Raw genomic sequence first — 17,823 nt, forward strand, 5'->3', positions numbered from 1 at the left:
CGACCTCCGCCACCCACCGCGTGGCCTTCAAAGGGCCGGCACGTGCGCCCGACGAAGGTCGTTTCGGCAGGCGAGGTCGATTAGTCGAGAAGCGCAAGGGATCCCAGGAGCGCCCGCGCCATGCGCACGTCGCTCGTATCGTCCGCGTCGCCGAACCCTGCGATGGCGGACATCAATCGGGCTCTCGCCTCCGCATGTCGCCCGAGCTTCGACCGCAAGCGGGCATCGCTGTGCGCCAACCGCAGCTCCCAGGCCCTCGCACCTTGGCGGCGGGCCAGCGCGAGCCCGCGCTCGAAGCACGCCAGCGCGCGCGACGGATCGGCGCCTTGGGCCAGCAGGATCTCGCCGTTCAAGCGAAGCAGCTCCGGCTCGAAGAAGTGCTCCCCCTTGCCGTCGACGACCTGCGCGGCATCCTCGCAGGAGCGCATGGCGTCGTCGAGGCGCGCGGTCCGCCATTGAGCCCACGCGAGCACCGAGAGGCACATCGTGATCGCGACCTCGGTCCCGACCTTTCGGCGGGTGATGGTGCCTTGCTCGAGCTCCTCGACGCCATCGTCGTCGCCCATGCCCACCCGCGACCAGCCGCGCAAAAACTTCGACAGCGCCATGTGCGCCTCGAAGCCGTGCTGCTCGCTGATCCGGGCGACTTCGTCGGCAAAGCGCGCGCCCTCCGCGAACTCCCCGCGAAACGCGTGCAGATAGCCCAAATGAAAGAGCGCGAGGGAGGAGCTCAACGTGTCGCCTTGGAAGCGCGCCCTCTGCACGGTATCGCGTGCCATCACCAGCGCGCGCTCCGACTCGCCGCGGAGCGCGAGGGACCAGATCAGGCACAGGCCGACGACCAGGCCGCGCCCCACCCCCTGGAACTTGGGCGCGAGCTTGTCGTAGCCCCGCAGATCGTGCAGGGCCAGCGCCGAAGCCGCCTGGTCACGGCATCGCGCGAGATCGTGGCCCGAGAGCAAGGAGCTCCACGCGCCCCCGATTTGCGCGAGCAGCTTCGCAGAGACATCGTTGGCGCGCTCGGCGTGCGGCGCGAGCCTGTGCGCGACGTCGGCCAGCACGGCGGGTTTACCGCCCAAAATGAGCACGGTGCCGAGGGCGAGCAGCAGCTCGATCGCGCGGCCCTCGCGCGCTTCGTCCGCCGGGAGCATCCGGAGCTCGGCGCAGGCGCGCTCGAAGTGCACGGCGGCATCGGCATACGCCGAGCGCCGGAGCGCCAGCTGCCCCGCCGCCTCGAGGTACGCGACGGCCAGCTCGTGCGCGTTCGCCTCCGCGAAATGGGCGGCGACGAGCTCGGGATGGCGACGGGCGAGCTCCGGAAAGGATTCGACGAGCACCTCGGCCGCACGCCGATGCAGGTGCACGCGCTTACGCTTCACCAGCGACTGGTACGCCGCCTCCCGCACCAGGGCGTGACTGAAGACGTACCGCGCCTCCGGGCCGTGCCCGTGCTTTCGAAGGATCCCCGCGTTCAGGAGCTGCACCAGCCCGACCTGGAGCGACGCCTCGTGCAACTCCGACGTCTTGCCCAGGAGCTCGTAAGGGACCTCGCGCCCGAGCACGGCCGCGAGGTGCGCCACGTCCTGCGCGTCGGAGGGGAGCGCATCGAGGCGCGCGCGCAAGAGGTCCTCGAGCGTCGCGGGGATGACGTGGGAGGCGAGGGGATCGAGATCCGTCGCGCCGCTTCGTGGCTCGGTCTCGCCCAGCGCATCGACGATCCAGTGGGTGAGCTCCTCGATGAAGAGCGGGACGCCATCGGTCCGCTGGACGAGCTGTTGGGCCATGGCGGGGGATAGCTCGTGCCCGCGGCTCGCGAGCGCGATCATGGTGGCCGTTTGCTTGGGCGAGAGCTTGGTGAGCACCAGCTGCGAGAACGGCGAGAACGACCACCCTTGCGGAGATGGCAGCGAAGCCGAGCGGGGCGAACGGGAGAGGTGCGAACGCGCGCGCCACCGCGGCTCGAGCTCGGGCCGCGCGGTGACGATCACCATCACCCGCGCCGGGGCCACCTCGGGGAGGAGCAGGTGCAGGAGGTCGATGGTCGAGCTATCGCTCCAGTGCGCGTCCTCCACGATGAGGATCAAAGGTCGCCGGCCGGCGAGGTGCACGAGGAGCGTCACCAGCAAGTCGAGCATGCGGCGGTCGATCGCGCCGTGATCGAGCGGGGGCCGCGAGTCGCGCGCGCCCGTCGGAACGCCGAAGAGCGCGGCGAGCCGCGCGGCGTGCTCTCGGGGAGGGAGCTCGATGTTCGTCAAGGCCTCCTCGAGGACGGAGAGCTTCTCTTCGGACGAGGCCGCACGGTGCAAGCCGAGCGCGCGCCGGAGCCCTTCGACGATGGGGGTCAGCGCGCTGTTCTGGAAGTGCGGCCAGCATTGGCAACGGACCATGGCGTGGGGCTCGGGCCCGATCTTCCCGGCCTCCGTGACGATCCCGATCTGCTCGAGGTGCTGCTGAATCAGCCGCGATTTGCCGATGCCCGCCTCACCGAGCATCAGCACGAACTGCCCTCGGCCCGCCGTCGCGTCGTCCCAGATGGCGCGCAGGGTAGCGAGCTCGCGGTCGCGGCCGACGAGCGGCGTCCTCGTGTCGCGGGCCACGCGATCGAAGCGCGACGGCGAATCCAAAGGCCGGAGCGCGCGATACACGGGGGCCGGGCACGCGGCATGGTCGGGCGCCGCTTCGCCGAGCAGCTCGAGGTCGAACGAGCCGCGCACCAGCACGTGGGTGACATTCCCGACCAGGATCTCGTCCGGACCGGCGCGCTCTTCGAGCCATTGCGCCATGCGCGGCGCGTCGCCCTGCAGCATCAACGGCATGGTCGATCGCTCCGCGCGGTGCACGATCGAGAGGTTCGTGCTGACGCCGATGCGCGCGCACGCCGGGCGCCCGGCCTCGTGCTTGCGCGCCTGGATGGCTCGAACGATGCGGAAAGCGGCGTGCAGCGCGCGCTGCGCGTTGTCTTCGTGCGCGATGGGGTAGCCAAAGCAGGCCAGGACCCGGGAGCCGAACGACGAGACGATCGTCCCATCGAGCTCTTGGACGATGGCGGCGCAGAGCTCCACGACGTCCACGAACGATTCGTCGACCTCGTCGCGCGCGCGCTTGCGCGGCCCCTCCGGCGCACCGGACAAGGAGCACGACAGGACGGTCGTCTGGCGGCGCTCGATCTTGGGTCGCGACTCGCGCTCGTCGCGCGTGTGGAGCGCCCCCTCGAGCGCGAGGAACGCATCGAGCAGCTCGTCGGCGGTACCAAAACGGTCGGAGACGCCCTTCATCATGGCGCGCTGCGCGATCCGCTCCGCCTCCGCGGGCAGCTCCGGGCGCAGCGCGCGCAGCGAGGGCGCGGGCAGGGGTGAGACGATCCGATCGCGCAGCTCGAAGACGTCCTCGCCCGTGAACGGCTCGACGCCGGTCATCAGCTGGAAGAACATGACGCCGGCGGACCAAATGTCCGTGCGCCCGTCCTGGGCCTCGCCCTTCCACTGCTCCGGCGACATGTACCTCGGGGTCCCCCAGAGCGCCCCGCTGGTATCGCTGGGCGCCGCGATCATCGTCGCCACGCCAAAGTCGAGGATTTTTGCCGTGCCGTCCTTGGCGATGAACACATTGCTCGGCTTGAGATCGCGATGCACGATGCCCGCGCGGTGCGCTTGCGAGAGCCCGCGCGCGACGTCGATCATGATCCGAACCGCGCGCCGCGCATCCAACTCACCGTCGCGCAGCATCGCATCGAGAGGGCGCCCCTCGAGGTACTCCAACACGAGAAAAGGGAGCCCTCGATCGATCCCCATGTCGAACAGCCGCACGATGTTCTCGTGATTCAACCGACCGCACGCCCTCGCCTCGAGCTGAAGCCGCTCGAGCCCCTCGTTCGTGCTCCGCGCCTTGTTGATGAGGAACTTGATGGCCACGGTGCGATCGAGGACCGCGTCGTGCGCGCGAAAGACCACCGCCATGCCGCCGCCACCGAGGCGCTCGAGGAGCTCGAACCGCGTCCCATCGGCCCCGCCGAGCCGGCAACCTTGCTCCGGCTCGAGGCTCGACCGCGCCGACTCGGTCGTCGATTCGAGCGTGTCCTCACGGAGCGTCCCTCGCACACCATCGGTCACGGTGCACGACAAAGGGCAAGGCCCCGTGCCCGTGCCGGCGGCTCGATCGGTGTGTCGATGTATCTCGGCCATGACGGCGATCCCCCTCGCAGCTCGCGCGGTACTTCAGCAGCATCCAGGTTACTACGACACCGACGCAAGCAGTGGCGGAGAGACGAGGCGGCCTGCGTTTGAGGCGAGCGGCATCCAGTGACATCAAACGGGTCCTTCCTGGTACCTCTCGCGCCATGGAGGGGCAGGGTAGGGCAGTGGCCCGCCGTGTGGGGCGAGCGGGAGCGGATCTTGCGTCGATTTTGGTGAACGGAGGCCATGCAGCGACCGACGAGCGAGGATGATTTGGCATCGACCTTTTGGGGAAGATGACAGACGCACACGCTTGCGCGCCGAGGGCTCTTCGCGCGCTGGAGCGCCGCGCGGATCGCGCTCACGAGCCTCGCAGGCTGCGGCGACGACCTTGCAACCCGCGTCCGCAGGACGGTGCCGGCCGGGCGCCTGCGACGAGAGGCTTCCTATTGCGCCCGCACGGCTCGCCCCCGCGCAAGCGCGGCAGAGTCACGGCTTCAGGCCAATGCGAGCGGGCGGCAAGGGATCCGTTTAGGTTCGTTTCCAGTGTCGCCAGGGCCGCTCTTGGGCCGTCGCTTCGTCGTAGCCGGTGTCCTCGGGGAAGAAGACGCGGTCGGTCGCTTCCTTTCGCTCGCCGACGACGAGGAGAAAGCAGTCGCTGTCGCCATGGTTCACGAAGGTGTGCGCGACCGCGGTTCCTGCGGGGAAGGCGACCATGTGGCCTGCCCGCAGCTCGTATTCGACCGGGGGCCGGCCGGGTTCGATGATGCGGACGGCGCAGGTCCCCTTCAGCACATAGACCATCTCCTCCTCCTCGGAATGCGCATGCGTGAAGCCCGTGCGCCTCCCCGGCGGGAGCCGATCCACCCCGAGACCCACGTTCACGGTCCCCGCCGCGCGCCCGAGATCGCGTGTCCAGGAGAACGCTTCCTTCTCGAAGGGCGGCCGGTAGTGACCTTCGACCTCGGGAACATCGTTCTCGTGCACGATGAAGGGGGGCAGCTCGGTGGCTTTCGGAACGGTCATCGCGCGCAGTTTACGCGTGTGGCGCGCCGTCTGCACGCGTTCACGCGGATGCCCGCGCGGCGTCGCGGCCCTTGAATCGAGGTCGGCCGATTCGTCGTGATTCGTCGTGAAGCGCACGTTCGCGAGCCGCGCACGCGTGGCGCGGGACACCCATCGTGCTCGGAGAGGACCTACGCCTCCTCGCGATGGCGCGCGTCGCGCGGGTCTGGCATGCGGCTTCGCAGGATGATCGTGGTGCTGCGACGCAGCAAGCGGGCTTGTGCGCGATGGTGGACTTCGATGCGTGACCCGTTCGAACGCGTCCGATATAGATACCCTCCCTTATTACCCGATCGATTCATCCATCGATGGACTCGGCGGCCCGAGAGGAGTGCACGATGTCTAGACTAGGTAGAAGAACGTTGGGATGGTCCGCCGCGAGCGCGTTGCTCGTCGGCCTAGCTTGTTCGAGCTCGGACTCGGATTCTCCGCGGCCGCCGAGCGGCGACGCGTGCGCGACCATCGAGGAGGACGTCCTAAAGAGCTTCGACGTGCTCGCCAAGTTCGTATCGGTGCAGACGTGGCGCGAGCCCGACAGCAGCAACGAAGCCCAGGTGCAAGCAAACATCGACTCGCTCAAGGCGGAATTGAAGCGGCAGATCGACGAGGTAAACGCGGTGACGAAGAAGGACGACATCGCGACCTTCGATTGGGCGATGCCGAACGCCGACGCGGAGCCCGGCGATCCGAAGACGTTCAAGGTCTTCGGCGCCAAGCTCGGACGAGGGAAGTACAAGGTCGCGCTCCTCGCGCACCTCGACACGGTCCCTCCGGGCGATCCTGCGGTGTGGGACGCCTTCAAGCTCAAGAAGGAGACGCGCAAGAGCCTTCGCGACGGCAAAGACCAGGAGTACTGGGTGGGCCGAGGGTCCGCCGACGACAAGGGACCTGCCATCGGCGCGCTCGACGTGCTGAAGGCCATGGCGCGCGCCTACGACGGTAGCCCCTTGCTCGATCGCGTCACCGTCGAGATCATCTTCGACACGTCGGAGGAGACGTCGTTCTCCACCACCCACTACTTCGACGCGAACAAGGCCGAGGAGCCGGATCTCGCGGTGGTCTTCGACTCGTCCTGGTGCGTGCGCGCGGAGAAGGGCATCGAGCGCCCGATCTTCACGATCGCCCGCGAGGCGCCGCCCACGACGGGCGTGTGGATCGATTCGCTCGATACGGGTCCGGGGGCGACGAACCAGATCCCCGACAGCGTCACGGCCGTCCTCAAGTCGGGCGCGGACGCGGACTCAAAGAACAAGCTGGCCGCGCTCGCGAGCGGCATCGCGAACCGCTACGCGCAGCACCCGTTCGATGACCCCGCATACCGTCGCGCAAAGCTCACGGTGGACACGTCGACGCCTGGGCAGATCAAGCTCACCACCAAGGTCGAGGGCGCGCAGCACGGCTCACGGCCGCAGGAGAACCGCCAAGAGGGCGCGAATCCGCTGATCTCGCTGGCCAATTTCCTCGGCGCGCTCGTGCAGGACAAAACGCTCGCCGACAACGACGTCGGCCGTATGGCCGAATTCGTGGCCTGGGGGTGGGGGACCAAGGCCTTCGGCGAGCCGCAGCGCGATTTGCTGGAGGCCCACGACGATGTCTTCACCGCGCCCGACAGCGCCGCCTACGCGGACAAGAATGGAACCACGTACGCGATCACGCGATTTTACACGGGCACCGACACCGCGAACCCCAACACGATATCGCTCCGGGTCGATATTCGTTATGCGCTCGACCATCACGGCGTCGCGTGGGATCACACGACCGAAGGCTTCGTGGGAGGCGCGGGCAGCAAGAGCGTCTTCCAAGATCGTTTCACGCAGCTCGTGCAAAGGTTCAACGCTCTTCGCCCGGGCCGTGCGGTCACCTTCAAGACGTCGACGATCTACGCGCCCGACGTCCGCCTCCCGAACGATCCCGCCTTTTCTTCGGTGAGCAAAGCGTTCAAAGAGGTGTTCGGCCAGGAGTGCCCCGCGCTCGCGACCGGCGGCGGCACCGACGCAAAGGGCCACCTCAACTTTCTGGCAGCGGGCCCCGCCTTCACGGATCAAGCCGGGCCACCGTTCAACTTCCACGGTTTGAACGAGGGCATGCCGGCTCGCGACATGGCGCTCGGCGCCAAGGTCATTTGCAAATGGGTCGACGGCGAGATCCAGCGCTCCCCCACGGTCACGACCAAGAGCCTCGCGGCGCAGGCGAGCCTGCGGACGCAATGGGCCACCGGACCGCACGAGGACGTCCACTGACATTCCCATCTCGCGGGCGCAGCGTGCTCCACGTTCGAGCATCCGTGGCAGGCGCATCGCCCGCGAGGGGCACCTACCGGCATTGACGTCGAGCGCATGCGAGCTCCTACCGTGCGCATGACGACACCCCAACGAAAAATCCAGTCGGGATTCGGCGCTCGAAGCACGGCCGCAGACGCCGGGTTGGGACGCGCGGGGCCGCGGGCGCGTTATTTCGGTATCGCCCAGGGGCCATCGGCGCTCGGCAAGTTCATGGCCCTGCACGAGCCTCCGTCTTTGCTGCCGCAGCCTCCTTTGCGCCCCCAGCCATTGGGCCCCTCGTTCACGGCATTCACGGCAGGGTCGACGGCGGCCTGCGCATCCTGCCCTCCGCCTCCATACGTGATGGCTGCGCTCAGAATTCCCATGACCGCCGATGCTGCGAGTTTCTTGCCGACCGTCATTCTTCGATTCTCCTTTGGATAGAAGCTCCCCGACGCCCGAAAGGGTGCGAAGCCGCAAGTTGTCGTACGTGCGACCTCGCGTTTTTCGATGGGGGCTGTCCTTTGCAGGTATCGCCTGCATCGGGGAGCGCATGCATGCCCCTCGAGACGCACGCATTTCCTTGGCATTACACCGGCTGTGCGTTTTTTTTTCGAGCGAGCACATCCCGAGCCGCGCTTCGCACGGACGGCCATCCGTCGATGGTCACATGTCGTGGGTGACGCGACCATCCCCATCGATGGGGATCCGAGGCCCGAGGTAGCGAGGCTCCCGACCCGTCGTCACGTCGAGCCACGCCTTGGGTGCCGAGACCATCTCGCGCGCCCGCATGGCGAGCGCGCCGCGGTACGCGCGACGGTCGGCGATCACGCCGGTGGCAGCCATTCCCGACGAGCGTGCCAAATAGAGCGCGCGCGGCAAGTGGAACGCTTGCGTAACCACGATGGGCCGCTCGATGCCGAAGACGCGCCGAGCGCGCGTCATGGAGCTGAAGGTGTCAAACCCGGCATGATCCATGAAAATCGCTTCGGTGGGCACGCCATGGTGTTCGAGCCAGCGCCGCATCGCGCCAGGCTCGTCGTACGACGGGCGCCCGTGATCACCGGTGACGAGGATCTTCGGCGCGCGCCCCGCTCGGTAAAGGGAGAGCGCCGTCGCGAGGCGATCGACCAGCACCGCCGAGGGCTGCCCGTCGGGATACACACCCGCGCCGAGCACGACGATGGCGTCGCCTTCTCCGTCCACGATGCCCGCCTTTCCCACGCGCCACACGAAAACGTTGAGCGCCACGACCACCGCGAGGAGCACGCTAACGCCGGCAGCGATCTTCCGCTTCACCAGGAAGAGTACGCCGATCGCCCTCCAGCTATTCCAGCGGACCGCAACGGCATCGTCACCGGCGCCGTCCTGTTCAACGCCGGGTGCGGGCGGCGGCGAAGACGGACCCGCCATCGGCACCATCGCGCCCATCGAGGTCTCGAGCGCCACCGCCCGCGGAAACGTCGGGTGGACGGCACGAAGTCTCCATGTGGGGCTCGAACAGCCCCTTTATCGCCAATCCCCGAGAAACCTCCCGAGGACGGAGGGGGGTTGTCCTCGGGAGGTTCGGGAGTAAGGAAGAGCGTTCTCGTTTTCTGCCGTTTGGAGTAGGTAAAGAGAAGTAGCGTTTCGTCGGATGCTCGAGTTGGTCGGCGAGTCTTGCCCGTCCGCGGATGCTGCGTTCAGACGAGACTAGAACGTCCCGGCAAAGGAGAAACCATACCCGTTACGACCGAGGTGCGCCGGGGCCACTTGCCATTCAATCTTCTGTTTCTGGGCCACGGGCGCAACGTGCCTTTGGCCGGTTGGAGCAAGGTTTCGTCGGATGCTCGAGTTGGTCGGCGAGTCTTGCCCGTCCGCGGATGCTGCGTTCAGACGAGACTAGAACGTCCCGGCAAAGGAGAAACCATACCCGTTACGACCGAGGTGCGCCGGGGCCACTTGCCATTCAATCTTCTGTTTCTGGGCCACGGGCGCAACGTGCCTTTGGCCGGTTGGAGCAAGGTGACCTTTGCCTTCGACGACCTCCACGCGGCGCGCTTCGGGCCAGACGAAGGCGCCCAAGATCTGCAGGGCGCCGAGGGCTTGGAAGACCCCATCCACCGCGATCAGCACGCGGTTGCCGGTGTCGTCACCGCACGACGGTTGTCCGGATCCGCCACAGGGACCGCGATCGGCGAGGTCGATCCAGGGACCCGCCAGCGGGATGAGGAGGTTGCGATCACCATGGTGATCGCTGGTGCTGCCGACAATGGCAGCTGGCGCATACGACAGCCCAAGGGTGAGCGCGCCGCCAACAAGCAGTTTGCGATTGGGTCGGTAGCTCTCCGAGGTCGTGTCGCGCTGCACCGTGCTCCCGGATTGCGAAACGATGACGGGCGCCGACGTGACCGTGGTCGCGGGCGGACTTTGCGGCGTCTGCGGGCTTTGCGGCGCTTGAGGGGTCTGTGGCGTTTGCGGCGTCTGCGGAGCCTGCGGAGATTGAGAAGTCTGTGGCGCCTGCTGCGTCTGCGGAGTGGCCGGAGCCTGTAGCGCTTGCGGGGCCGGTTGCGTTTGCGCGGTCTGCGCGTACGAGCTCGCCGTTGCACCTAGCGTACACATCGCCGCAGCGGCGCGAATATAGCCCTTCATGATGTTGCTCCTCCCGCGAGCACGTGGTCCACGGCCCGCGGGAGCACCGTTTTGCAATGGCAATGCCCTATGATGTAGAATTGTCTCGTGGCAAGTTTTCCTCTCTCTTTTCGCGACGTTAGGTAAGCTGCTCCATACGCTTTATTTGCGCAACGACGAGTGGCCGCATCTCCCCTCGATTGTGACAAAGCTGGTCTGCGCGCAAACTTGCCACGAATTGGCGAGGGTGATCGGCCAGGCGCCCTCTTCGTGTTCCCATCGTTGGAAACGGGGCGACTGTGATGATGCCGCTCGCGCCGAAACTTGGATTTCGATTCGATGGAACGTCAATCACGCGTATGGTTCACCGCGCGTACCCGAAGGCGCTAAGCGAGCTTGCTCGAAAATCAACGTGAACGGTAGCCTTTGGTCGAGCAAACCATCTATGAAGATGGGCGTCTCGATGGCCTCGATGTGCGGGGCGAAGTGCATTGTCCACACATTCATCGCCGCCCCGCGTCGCGCAGGAGTAACGGACGCCGAGAATGGCATCTGCACCTCGATGGCGCGTGCAAGGGCGTATCAACCGGATAAAATACCATTTTGTTATCAACGATAACGAATAAATGATTACAAAAATTGTCGGTCGATATGCCGCCGCTGGCATTCATCGTCTTCGCGACACGCCTTACGCCGACGCGCCCACGAGCTCCTGGAGCGAACCGCGAACCGCGAACCAGCGCGAGGCGAGCTCCGTGATGCCTCGAGGATCGATGCCGCGCCACACCGCCCGCGACCGCGGATGAAGCCTACAGGAGAGGTGTCCTTCTTCGAAGATGGCGCGTTCGATTTCAGCGCCAGCGACGCCGCGGAAGCGTGCGCGTAGGCTCGGCTTTACTTCTTCGCGTGGCTCAGATCCTGCCTCGCTGTACTGCGAGCGCTTGCATGCGCGCTCTCACGGTGAGTCCTTCGGAAAGGGCCGTTTTCTCTCGCGGAGGTTTTGCAATGCCGAGTCGGACCAAGACGCATGTCACGCACGAGCCCTCCGCACGGTATGGGCGCGGGCCACGAATCGGACACGTCTCTCATGCGGATCGCGAAGGCCGCCCGAAACGGATTCTACGGCGCAGTACCGGATCGGTGTGTCGATGACGAACGGCGGTCCCGAGAAAGAGACTTCGAGCGCGAGTGCTCGTGAAGAGCTCGTGCGTTCCCTCGCGTTGCCCGCGACCTTCCGGCTCCTCATCGAGAGCATTCAGGATTACGCGATTTTCATGCTCGATCCGCACGGCATCGTGGCCACATGGAACGAAGGGGCCCATCGCATCATTGGGTACGAGGCATCGATGATCATCGGCCAGCATTTCTCACGGTTTTATCCGCCCGAAGATGCCGGCACCGGCAAGTGGGAGCGGGAGCTGGCGGAGGCGGCGCGCCGCGGGCGCTTCGAGGAAGAGGGCTGGCGCATGTGCAAAAATGGGTCGCGTTTTTGGGCGAACGTGATCCTCACACCGCTGCGCGACGAGTCGGGTCAGCTCCTCGGCTTCGCGAAGCTGGTGCGCGATCTGACCGAGCGGCGCAAGAACGAGGAGGAGCGACGTCGGGCCGAGAAAGCCCGGTTCGAGCTCGAGAAAATGCACGAGGCCAATCGCTTCCGAGATCAATTTCTGGCGACCATTTCTCACGAGCTGCGCACACCTCTCAACGCGATCGTCGGATGGGCCGAGCTCTTGAAAGAGCGCGAGGACGATACCATCAAAAAGGCGGTCGAGACGATCCTTCGCAACGCCGAAGCGCAGATCACGATCGTGAACGACATGCTCGACATGTCACGCATCGTCACGGGCAAGATGCGCATCGACGCTCGTGTCGTCGACCTGGCGGCGATCCTCCACGCGGCCGTCGACGTCGTGCGTCCCGCCGCCGATGCACGAGAGGTTCGCCTGGTGCTCGAGGGCCTCGCGCGGCCATGGATGCTCGTCGGCGATGCCGTGCGGCTTCAGCAGATGGCATGGAACCTCTTGTCGAACGCGGTGAAGTTTACGCGAGCAGGAGGCGTGGTCACAGTGTCCTTGCGCCGCGTCGGTTCATCCGTCGAATTGCAGATCATCGACACCGGGCAAGGCATCGAATCCGATTTCCTTCCCTACCTCTTCGAACCATTTCGCCAGGCCGAGCTGGGGCCTGCGCGTCGCGTCGGCGGCATCGGCCTTGGCCTCGCCATCGTCCATCATATCGTCGAGCTGCATGGCGGCACGATTTCGGGCGCCAGCGAAGGAAAGGGGAGGGGAGCCACCTTCACGGTGACCCTTCCCATTGGCGCGCTCGCCGCAGATCAAGACGAAGCCCGCAAAATGTCCGCTGCGCCCACCGCCCTGCCAAACGAGACGGCGAGCTTGGAGTTGAAGGGCGCGCGCATATTGGTCATCGACGACGACCGCGATGCACGCGACATTTTGCAAACACTCCTTCGAAAACGCGGCGCCAGCATCCGGCTCGCGACCTCCGCGCGCGAAGGGCGGGAGGCGATCGACTCCTTCGTTCCTCATATCATCCTTTGCGATCTCGGTATGCCCGGCGAGGATGGCTACCAATTCATTCGAAGCGTTCGTTCGCGGCCGTCCGAGCACGGTGGGGCGGTGCCCGCCATCGCCCTCACCGCCTACGCCTATGCCGAAGACGCACGACGGGCGAGCGAGGCCGGGTTCAACTATCATCTGGCGAAGCCCGTCAATAACCGTGTTCTGCTTCGCGTCGTGCACAACCTGCTCGACGTGACGGGCTGGAAACGGTCCCCGAAGGAGGGACCGCGGTGATGGAGTGACAGGCTCGTCCCGCGACGAAATGGCATTAGCCGGAGCTCCGTTTTCACCCGGCTCGTTCCCTGCCGAAATAAATCTACCGCGCGGTGCCGGGGCGGTCTAGGATCGCCGTAGGGAGCTCTGGCAATGATTGAAAAAGGTACGGTTCGAACATTCATTGCATACAAGGGAATCGGTACCATTGCTCGCGAGAGCGGGGGCGAGGTGTCCTTTCACCGGGATCAAATAACGAGCACGGGCATTCTCAATCTGTGCTCGGGCGATAAGGTCGAGTTCGAGGTGGTGCCTGGACCGCAGGGCCCGCAAGCCATGAACATCCGATTCGTCCGAACGTAACCCTGCACCCGGCTTTCGATCCGGCGCTTCGTCCGAGATCGAGATGGAGATGGAACTCGAATCCTAGGACGGGAACACTACGGGGGGCGCGGCAGGGCCACGGCAGTCCCGTAGGGCATCTCCGAGTACTCCGTCAGATCGTAGCCGGCGCCATGGCAGAGCGCCGCCACCTCGTCGCGCGACGGCATGTGGAGAAAGCCGACCCCGACGATGAAATCGACGTGGTCATCGGGATGGCTGTGTCCGATGCGGCGGAGGGCGGCCCGCGTTCGTTCGTAGATGGGATCGTATTCGGCGTTCGGCCTTCGAACCATGAAGGACGCGAAGACCGGCGCGGCGGGCGCGAGCGCCCGGAGATTGGAAAAGAGCTCCCGCCGTTCGCCCGGCGTGATGTGCATCATGCTGCCGAACGCCAGGATGATGGCACGAATATCCTCTCCCGCAACGAGCTCGGCGAGAGGTCCCTCGCCCTGGAGCGCGGGCCCGAGATCCTGATAGCGGCCGGTCGCGAGCTTTACGTCGCGCCCGCCGGCCACCACCTCGGCCTCGTCCAGGAGCCGCGACGGGTCGAAGCCCAGGATCCGGTGTCCGCGCGCCAGCAAGGGTCCCAGCAATCGGCCCCCGCCGACGCCGCCCACGAGGATCGTCCCTTCGCGTGGAAATGCCGAGCCTTCGCGAAACAGGCGCTGCTCCCAAGCGAACAGTCCTACATCGAAGAACGCGCCGCCACGGCGGTACTCCGGGGCTCGTTCGTAGAGCAGGGTCGTTACCCGGCTTCGCTGGGCCCGAGGACAGAGCTCGGCGAGCAGGCCTGCGAAGAACGCATCTTGCCACACCAAGGCGCGCCTCAGCGCCTTTCTCGATCCAACGCTGGCATCCAACAAGACTCGGACCAATGCGTTCGGTTCTGGATCCATTTCGAACTTTGCTTCTTTGCTCAGCCCGTATCGCGCATCATTGAAACAGCGAGGTGCGGACGTGGACCTTGTAGGGTCTTCGCCCGCACCTGCTCAATCATGGGTCAGCAACACGTCCAATCGCTGCTGCAGCCGGACTGCGACCACGCCGTGCAGGCGGCCGCGGGGCTCACCGCGGACGAAACCGCGAAGCGCTGCAAATCGAGAATAGCCATTCGAAATCACCTCCTTTCCACGATACGAAATGCGCAATCTCAAGAGGCCGAACCGCGCCTCCGGAGAAACGGGAGAAAGGGGGCCTTCGCGTCGGTGGCCGCGGATACCGAGAGGAGGACACCGGCGGTTCCGTGCGCGACATCCATGGATAGGCGCGAAAAATTCGGAAAGGCGAGGTGGCCGTAGAAGGGGACCGCGTGGACCTCGAGCCGGCGGAGATTGCGGGCGAGGATCCCTTGCAGACGAGGGTCGCGGTGCGACAAGCAGCCCATGGCGGCGAGCAGTCCGGCTTGCCCGCGGAGCATCGCCGGTTCGACGGTGAACTCCAGTCCACAAGCGCGCAGCAGGGGACCGAGCGCCGCCTCGAGCCGTTCGTCCGCACGATGCGCGAGCACCTCGTCCACCACCAGCGCGATCCCCGCGCTCCCATTCTCGAGGTAGGGGAACGTTCGCGTGTCCGCGCCGACTTGAAGGCTTCGGTCTTCGCGAAGTCGGCAGACATCCAGATCGCGGTGCACCGCGCGAATGGCGAGATCCAAGTACACGCTCTCGCCGGTCGCCTCGTAGAGCCGAACGAAAAAGAGCGCGGGCCCCGACCATCCTCGGAGCAGCCCAGCGTCCGGCTCGCCGCCCTCCGTCAGCGGGCCGACGTGCCTCGCGCGAAGGTGCTCCGGTGCATCCAGCCCATGCAATCGACCGCTCGCCACCGCCCCCTTCAATCGCTCCGCGATCACGAGCGCGTGCTCGCGAAAACGCGCGTCCCCGGTGCGCTCGGCGAAATGCAGGACATTGAGGCCCACCCCCGCGAGCCCGCCGAACAGGTTCCCGCCGTACAAGGATGACGTCAGCGGCATCGCCCGATCCAGCACGGCCAGCGCGTCGCTTCGATGACCGAGATGATCGAGCACATAGGCCACGCCGTGCAGGCCATGGTAGAAGCCGGGCAGCGGCTGCAGATCGCGCCGCGCTGCCCGGATCAGCCATTGCTCGTATTCGGGAGACCGCCGATCGGAGCACGTCGACAGAACCCACAGGATCCCCGCGGCGCCATACGCGAAGCCCAGTCCATCGTAGACGAACTGTTCGACGCCGCCGGGGAACAAGCGGTCGGCGCGCTCGGGGGTCGCGCTGCGCACGATGGCGTCGGCCATCGACGCGCGCACCTTGATCCAATCCGGCTCGGGTACGTCGATCGCGATCTCCGGCGGCGCGCTCAGTACTTCACGCAGCCTCAATTTGTAGGGCGCATTCTCGTCGGGTGAGCGCCCTACGGTGATGTACAAATCGTCGAGAATGCGCTGGCCGTAACCTTCCGGCAGCTCGAACGACCGCTCCGCCCTGGTCAAATATCCGAAGAACTTCCGATGGTCCAAGGCCGCCGCCGACGTGAGCGGGGTGAAAATCCAGGAGCGCAGGACCGCGAGCGCGTGCTTATCGATCGCGACACCGGCTTTGCTGCGACCTGGCGCAAACGCCGGAAAGGCCAACCCGGGATGGTACGATTCGTTCCGCACGTCGGCCGCCAGCTCGAAGTCGACGAAGGAGACGGAGCCATCGTCCGCCAAGAGGATATTGAGCGGGTGCAGATCGCCGTAGATGACGCCGCGTTCATGCACCGCGTCGAGCAGCCGGGCCACCCGATCGAGGATACCGAGCGCCTGGTCGCGATAGGCCAAGATGGCTTCCCTGGTCGGGCTCGGCTCGGCAAATGGATAATTCAGCGCCATCCAGCTGTAGAGGGGAATACCTCCCATGTGCTCGATGGCCAGAAAGTCGTGACCGTCCACCGTGACCTTTTCGTACAGGCGAGGAATACCCGGCACGCCGGCGAGCCGTTCGAGGGCCCATGCTTCGTGCGCGAGCCGCGCCATGGCATCGCGCCCCTCGCGATCGAGCCCCGCCCGCGGTCGCGCTTCTTTCAACACCACGCGTTGCCCATCGGTGAGCCGGCGAGCCGTATAGACGCCGCCGCCGTTGGAGAAACGCAGCGCGCCATCGACCTGATAAGGAAAGTGCGCGGGGTCGACGACGGTCTGCCGTGCAGCCAGATGGGGCGACAGAAACTCGGGTACGTTTACCCATGGCGGGACATCGAAGAACGGCTCCCTCCGTTCGGGTACGAGCACGCCGTCCGGCCTCTCGAGCGCGGGAGCGAGCTCGCCGTCGCCCTGGAGGCAATACCTCCTGCGAAAGCTGCCATACCGCACGTACAGAGGCCCATCGCCGAAGCGAAGATCGCTCAAAATGTAGGGCCCGTGCTCGCCCGCCAGCACCACCGACAGCTCCTCGAGCACCCGCTTCAGCTCCGCTTCGTCCTCCGGATAAATGGTGATCAGTTTTCCGCTGGATGCGCGGGGCGCTTGTTTTGCATTCAGTGCCAAGAAGGTCCGCGGATGTGGAATGAACTTGAACGGGATCGCGAGCGGAACACAGTATTGCCATACGGCTTCCAGCACGCGCTCCGCGTTGTCGGTACATGCAGATACATGGACCTTCCAGCCCTGCGCAGGCATCGCGCGCTCGGCCGGCTTCAGCGTAAACCAGATGTCTTGGCGGGCGGCCTGCCATCCTTCGGGCGGAGGCCGCTTGGCGAGGCCGTACGAGTCCGTCTCGTCATGCCACCACGATGGCAAGTCATAAAAGATCGGGTCCGTGTGTGTGTAAAATTCGTTGGCAATCATTCGTATTGGCACCAACTGAAATCGTGTTTCGTATCTGTCCTCCATCGCGCGCGAGCGTGCAAGTGGTCTCCCCGCACGAGTCGTAATCGTTCGCAATTTTGGCGGGCGTTGCGCAGAGCGCATCACCCATTTTGTAATGCCCCGCGACAAGTCCGTCTCGAATGACGTCATTGACACATGTTCGCAATAGCGGTGCGCGTTGGCGCAACGTCAACGCAGAATTCGTCGCTGCCTGCGCTTCGCGCCGTGCCCGCGCGGCGTGGATTTTGCGGTCACGAATTTTGCCATCATGGATTTTGCCGTCATGAATGGTAACGGTTCTTCACCGAGCTCTGCACGCTCGGGTGCAATGGCTCCTAGCATCGTTGCTCATTGGCACATAGCCTCGCCCGCGGTGCCGTCACGCCGCGCGACGAGGGCCACGGAGCTCGACGAAGCCGGCGCGTGCATCGCGAGCGCGACCGCGTTGGCGCCGCCCACCTCGCAAATCGCATCGGTTCGCCGCTCGCCGCTCCCGCCCGTGGCTCGTCGAAGGCGCCGGGGCGCGGTGTCCGGAGATCAATCCGTGCGTCCGATAACCCGGTATCGGCGATCTGCCCGCAAAGCCGCAAAGTCGTCGGCGACCGGCGCGGCTTCGGCGGGCGAGGCGTCGGCGGACTGTCCCTCGCACGCCACCCTTGCCGATTCGATGGCCCCGACGTAGATACCAATCACGAAATGCGACTTGCCGAAGGTCATGGGTT

General features: G+C 65.7%; 10 protein-coding genes. 2 read left to right on the plus strand and 8 right to left on the minus strand.

Annotated features, from left to right (window positions below; translation table 11 throughout):
- Positions 1 to 80: 80 nt before the first annotated feature.
- Together LZC94_19500 and LZC94_19505 are read right to left on the minus strand one after the other, a co-directional pair.
- A complete protein-coding gene (locus LZC94_19500; GenBank protein ID WXB19403.1) occupies positions 81 to 4,181 on the minus strand; it encodes a protein kinase in 4,101 nt (1,366 codons plus the stop codon).
- Between the two features lie 522 nt (positions 4,182 to 4,703).
- Entirely contained in the window at positions 4,704 to 5,198 is a 495-nt protein-coding gene (locus LZC94_19505; GenBank protein ID WXB19404.1) for a cupin domain-containing protein, read from the minus strand.
- 401 nt (positions 5,199 to 5,599) lie between these two features.
- Here LZC94_19505 and LZC94_19510 point away from each other — a divergent pair, with 401 nt between their 5' ends.
- Complete coding sequence (locus LZC94_19510) at positions 5,600 to 7,477, plus strand: M20/M25/M40 family metallo-hydrolase (protein ID WXB19405.1); 1,878 nt, start codon at positions 5,600 to 5,602, stop codon at positions 7,475 to 7,477.
- A 209-nt stretch (positions 7,478 to 7,686) separates the two neighbouring features.
- Here the strand turns inward: LZC94_19510 and LZC94_19515 are convergent, their stop codons facing one another.
- The 3 genes from LZC94_19515 to LZC94_19525 form a co-directional block, all read right to left on the minus strand.
- Positions 7,687 to 7,920: a hypothetical protein gene (locus LZC94_19515; GenBank protein ID WXB19406.1), complete on the minus strand. Its 234-nt coding sequence runs from the start codon at positions 7,918 to 7,920 to the stop codon at positions 7,687 to 7,689.
- 244 nt (positions 7,921 to 8,164) lie between these two features.
- Complete coding sequence (locus tag LZC94_19520) at positions 8,165 to 8,797, minus strand: YdcF family protein (protein ID WXB19407.1); 633 nt, start codon at positions 8,795 to 8,797, stop codon at positions 8,165 to 8,167.
- Positions 8,798 to 9,379: 582 nt separating this feature from the next.
- Positions 9,380 to 10,129: a hypothetical protein gene (locus tag LZC94_19525; GenBank protein WXB19408.1), complete on the minus strand. Its 750-nt coding sequence runs from the start codon at positions 10,127 to 10,129 to the stop codon at positions 9,380 to 9,382.
- A gap of 1,184 nt (positions 10,130 to 11,313) precedes the next feature.
- On the opposite strand from LZC94_19525, the gene LZC94_19530 reads away from it, so the two are divergent.
- Positions 11,314 to 12,924 (plus strand): ATP-binding protein, encoded by a 1,611-nt coding sequence (locus tag LZC94_19530; GenBank protein ID WXB19409.1) that lies wholly within the window; start codon positions 11,314 to 11,316, stop codon positions 12,922 to 12,924.
- A gap of 419 nt (positions 12,925 to 13,343) precedes the next feature.
- Here LZC94_19530 and LZC94_19535 read toward each other — a convergent pair whose 3' ends face one another.
- The 3 genes from LZC94_19535 to LZC94_19545 all read right to left on the minus strand — a co-directional run bounded on the left by LZC94_19535 (position 13,344) and on the right by LZC94_19545 (position 17,818).
- Positions 13,344 to 14,105, minus strand: a complete 762-nt coding sequence (locus LZC94_19535) for a hypothetical protein (protein ID WXB19410.1) — start codon at positions 14,103 to 14,105, stop codon at positions 13,344 to 13,346.
- A 332-nt stretch (positions 14,106 to 14,437) separates the two neighbouring features.
- The gene (lanKC, locus tag LZC94_19540; GenBank protein WXB19411.1) at positions 14,438 to 17,080 is read right to left on the minus strand and encodes a class III lanthionine synthetase LanKC; all 2,643 of its coding nucleotides are present in this window, start codon (positions 17,078 to 17,080) and stop codon (positions 14,438 to 14,440) included.
- Positions 17,081 to 17,638: 558 nt separating this feature from the next.
- Positions 17,639 to 17,818, minus strand: coding sequence for a hypothetical protein (locus LZC94_19545; protein ID WXB19412.1), 180 nt, complete (start codon positions 17,816 to 17,818; stop codon positions 17,639 to 17,641).
- Positions 17,819 to 17,823 lie beyond the last annotated feature (5 nt).

The sequence above is a fragment of the Sorangiineae bacterium MSr11954 genome, from assembly GCA_037157815.1.
GTDB lineage: Bacteria > Myxococcota_A > Polyangia > Polyangiales > Polyangiaceae > Pendulispora > Pendulispora albinea.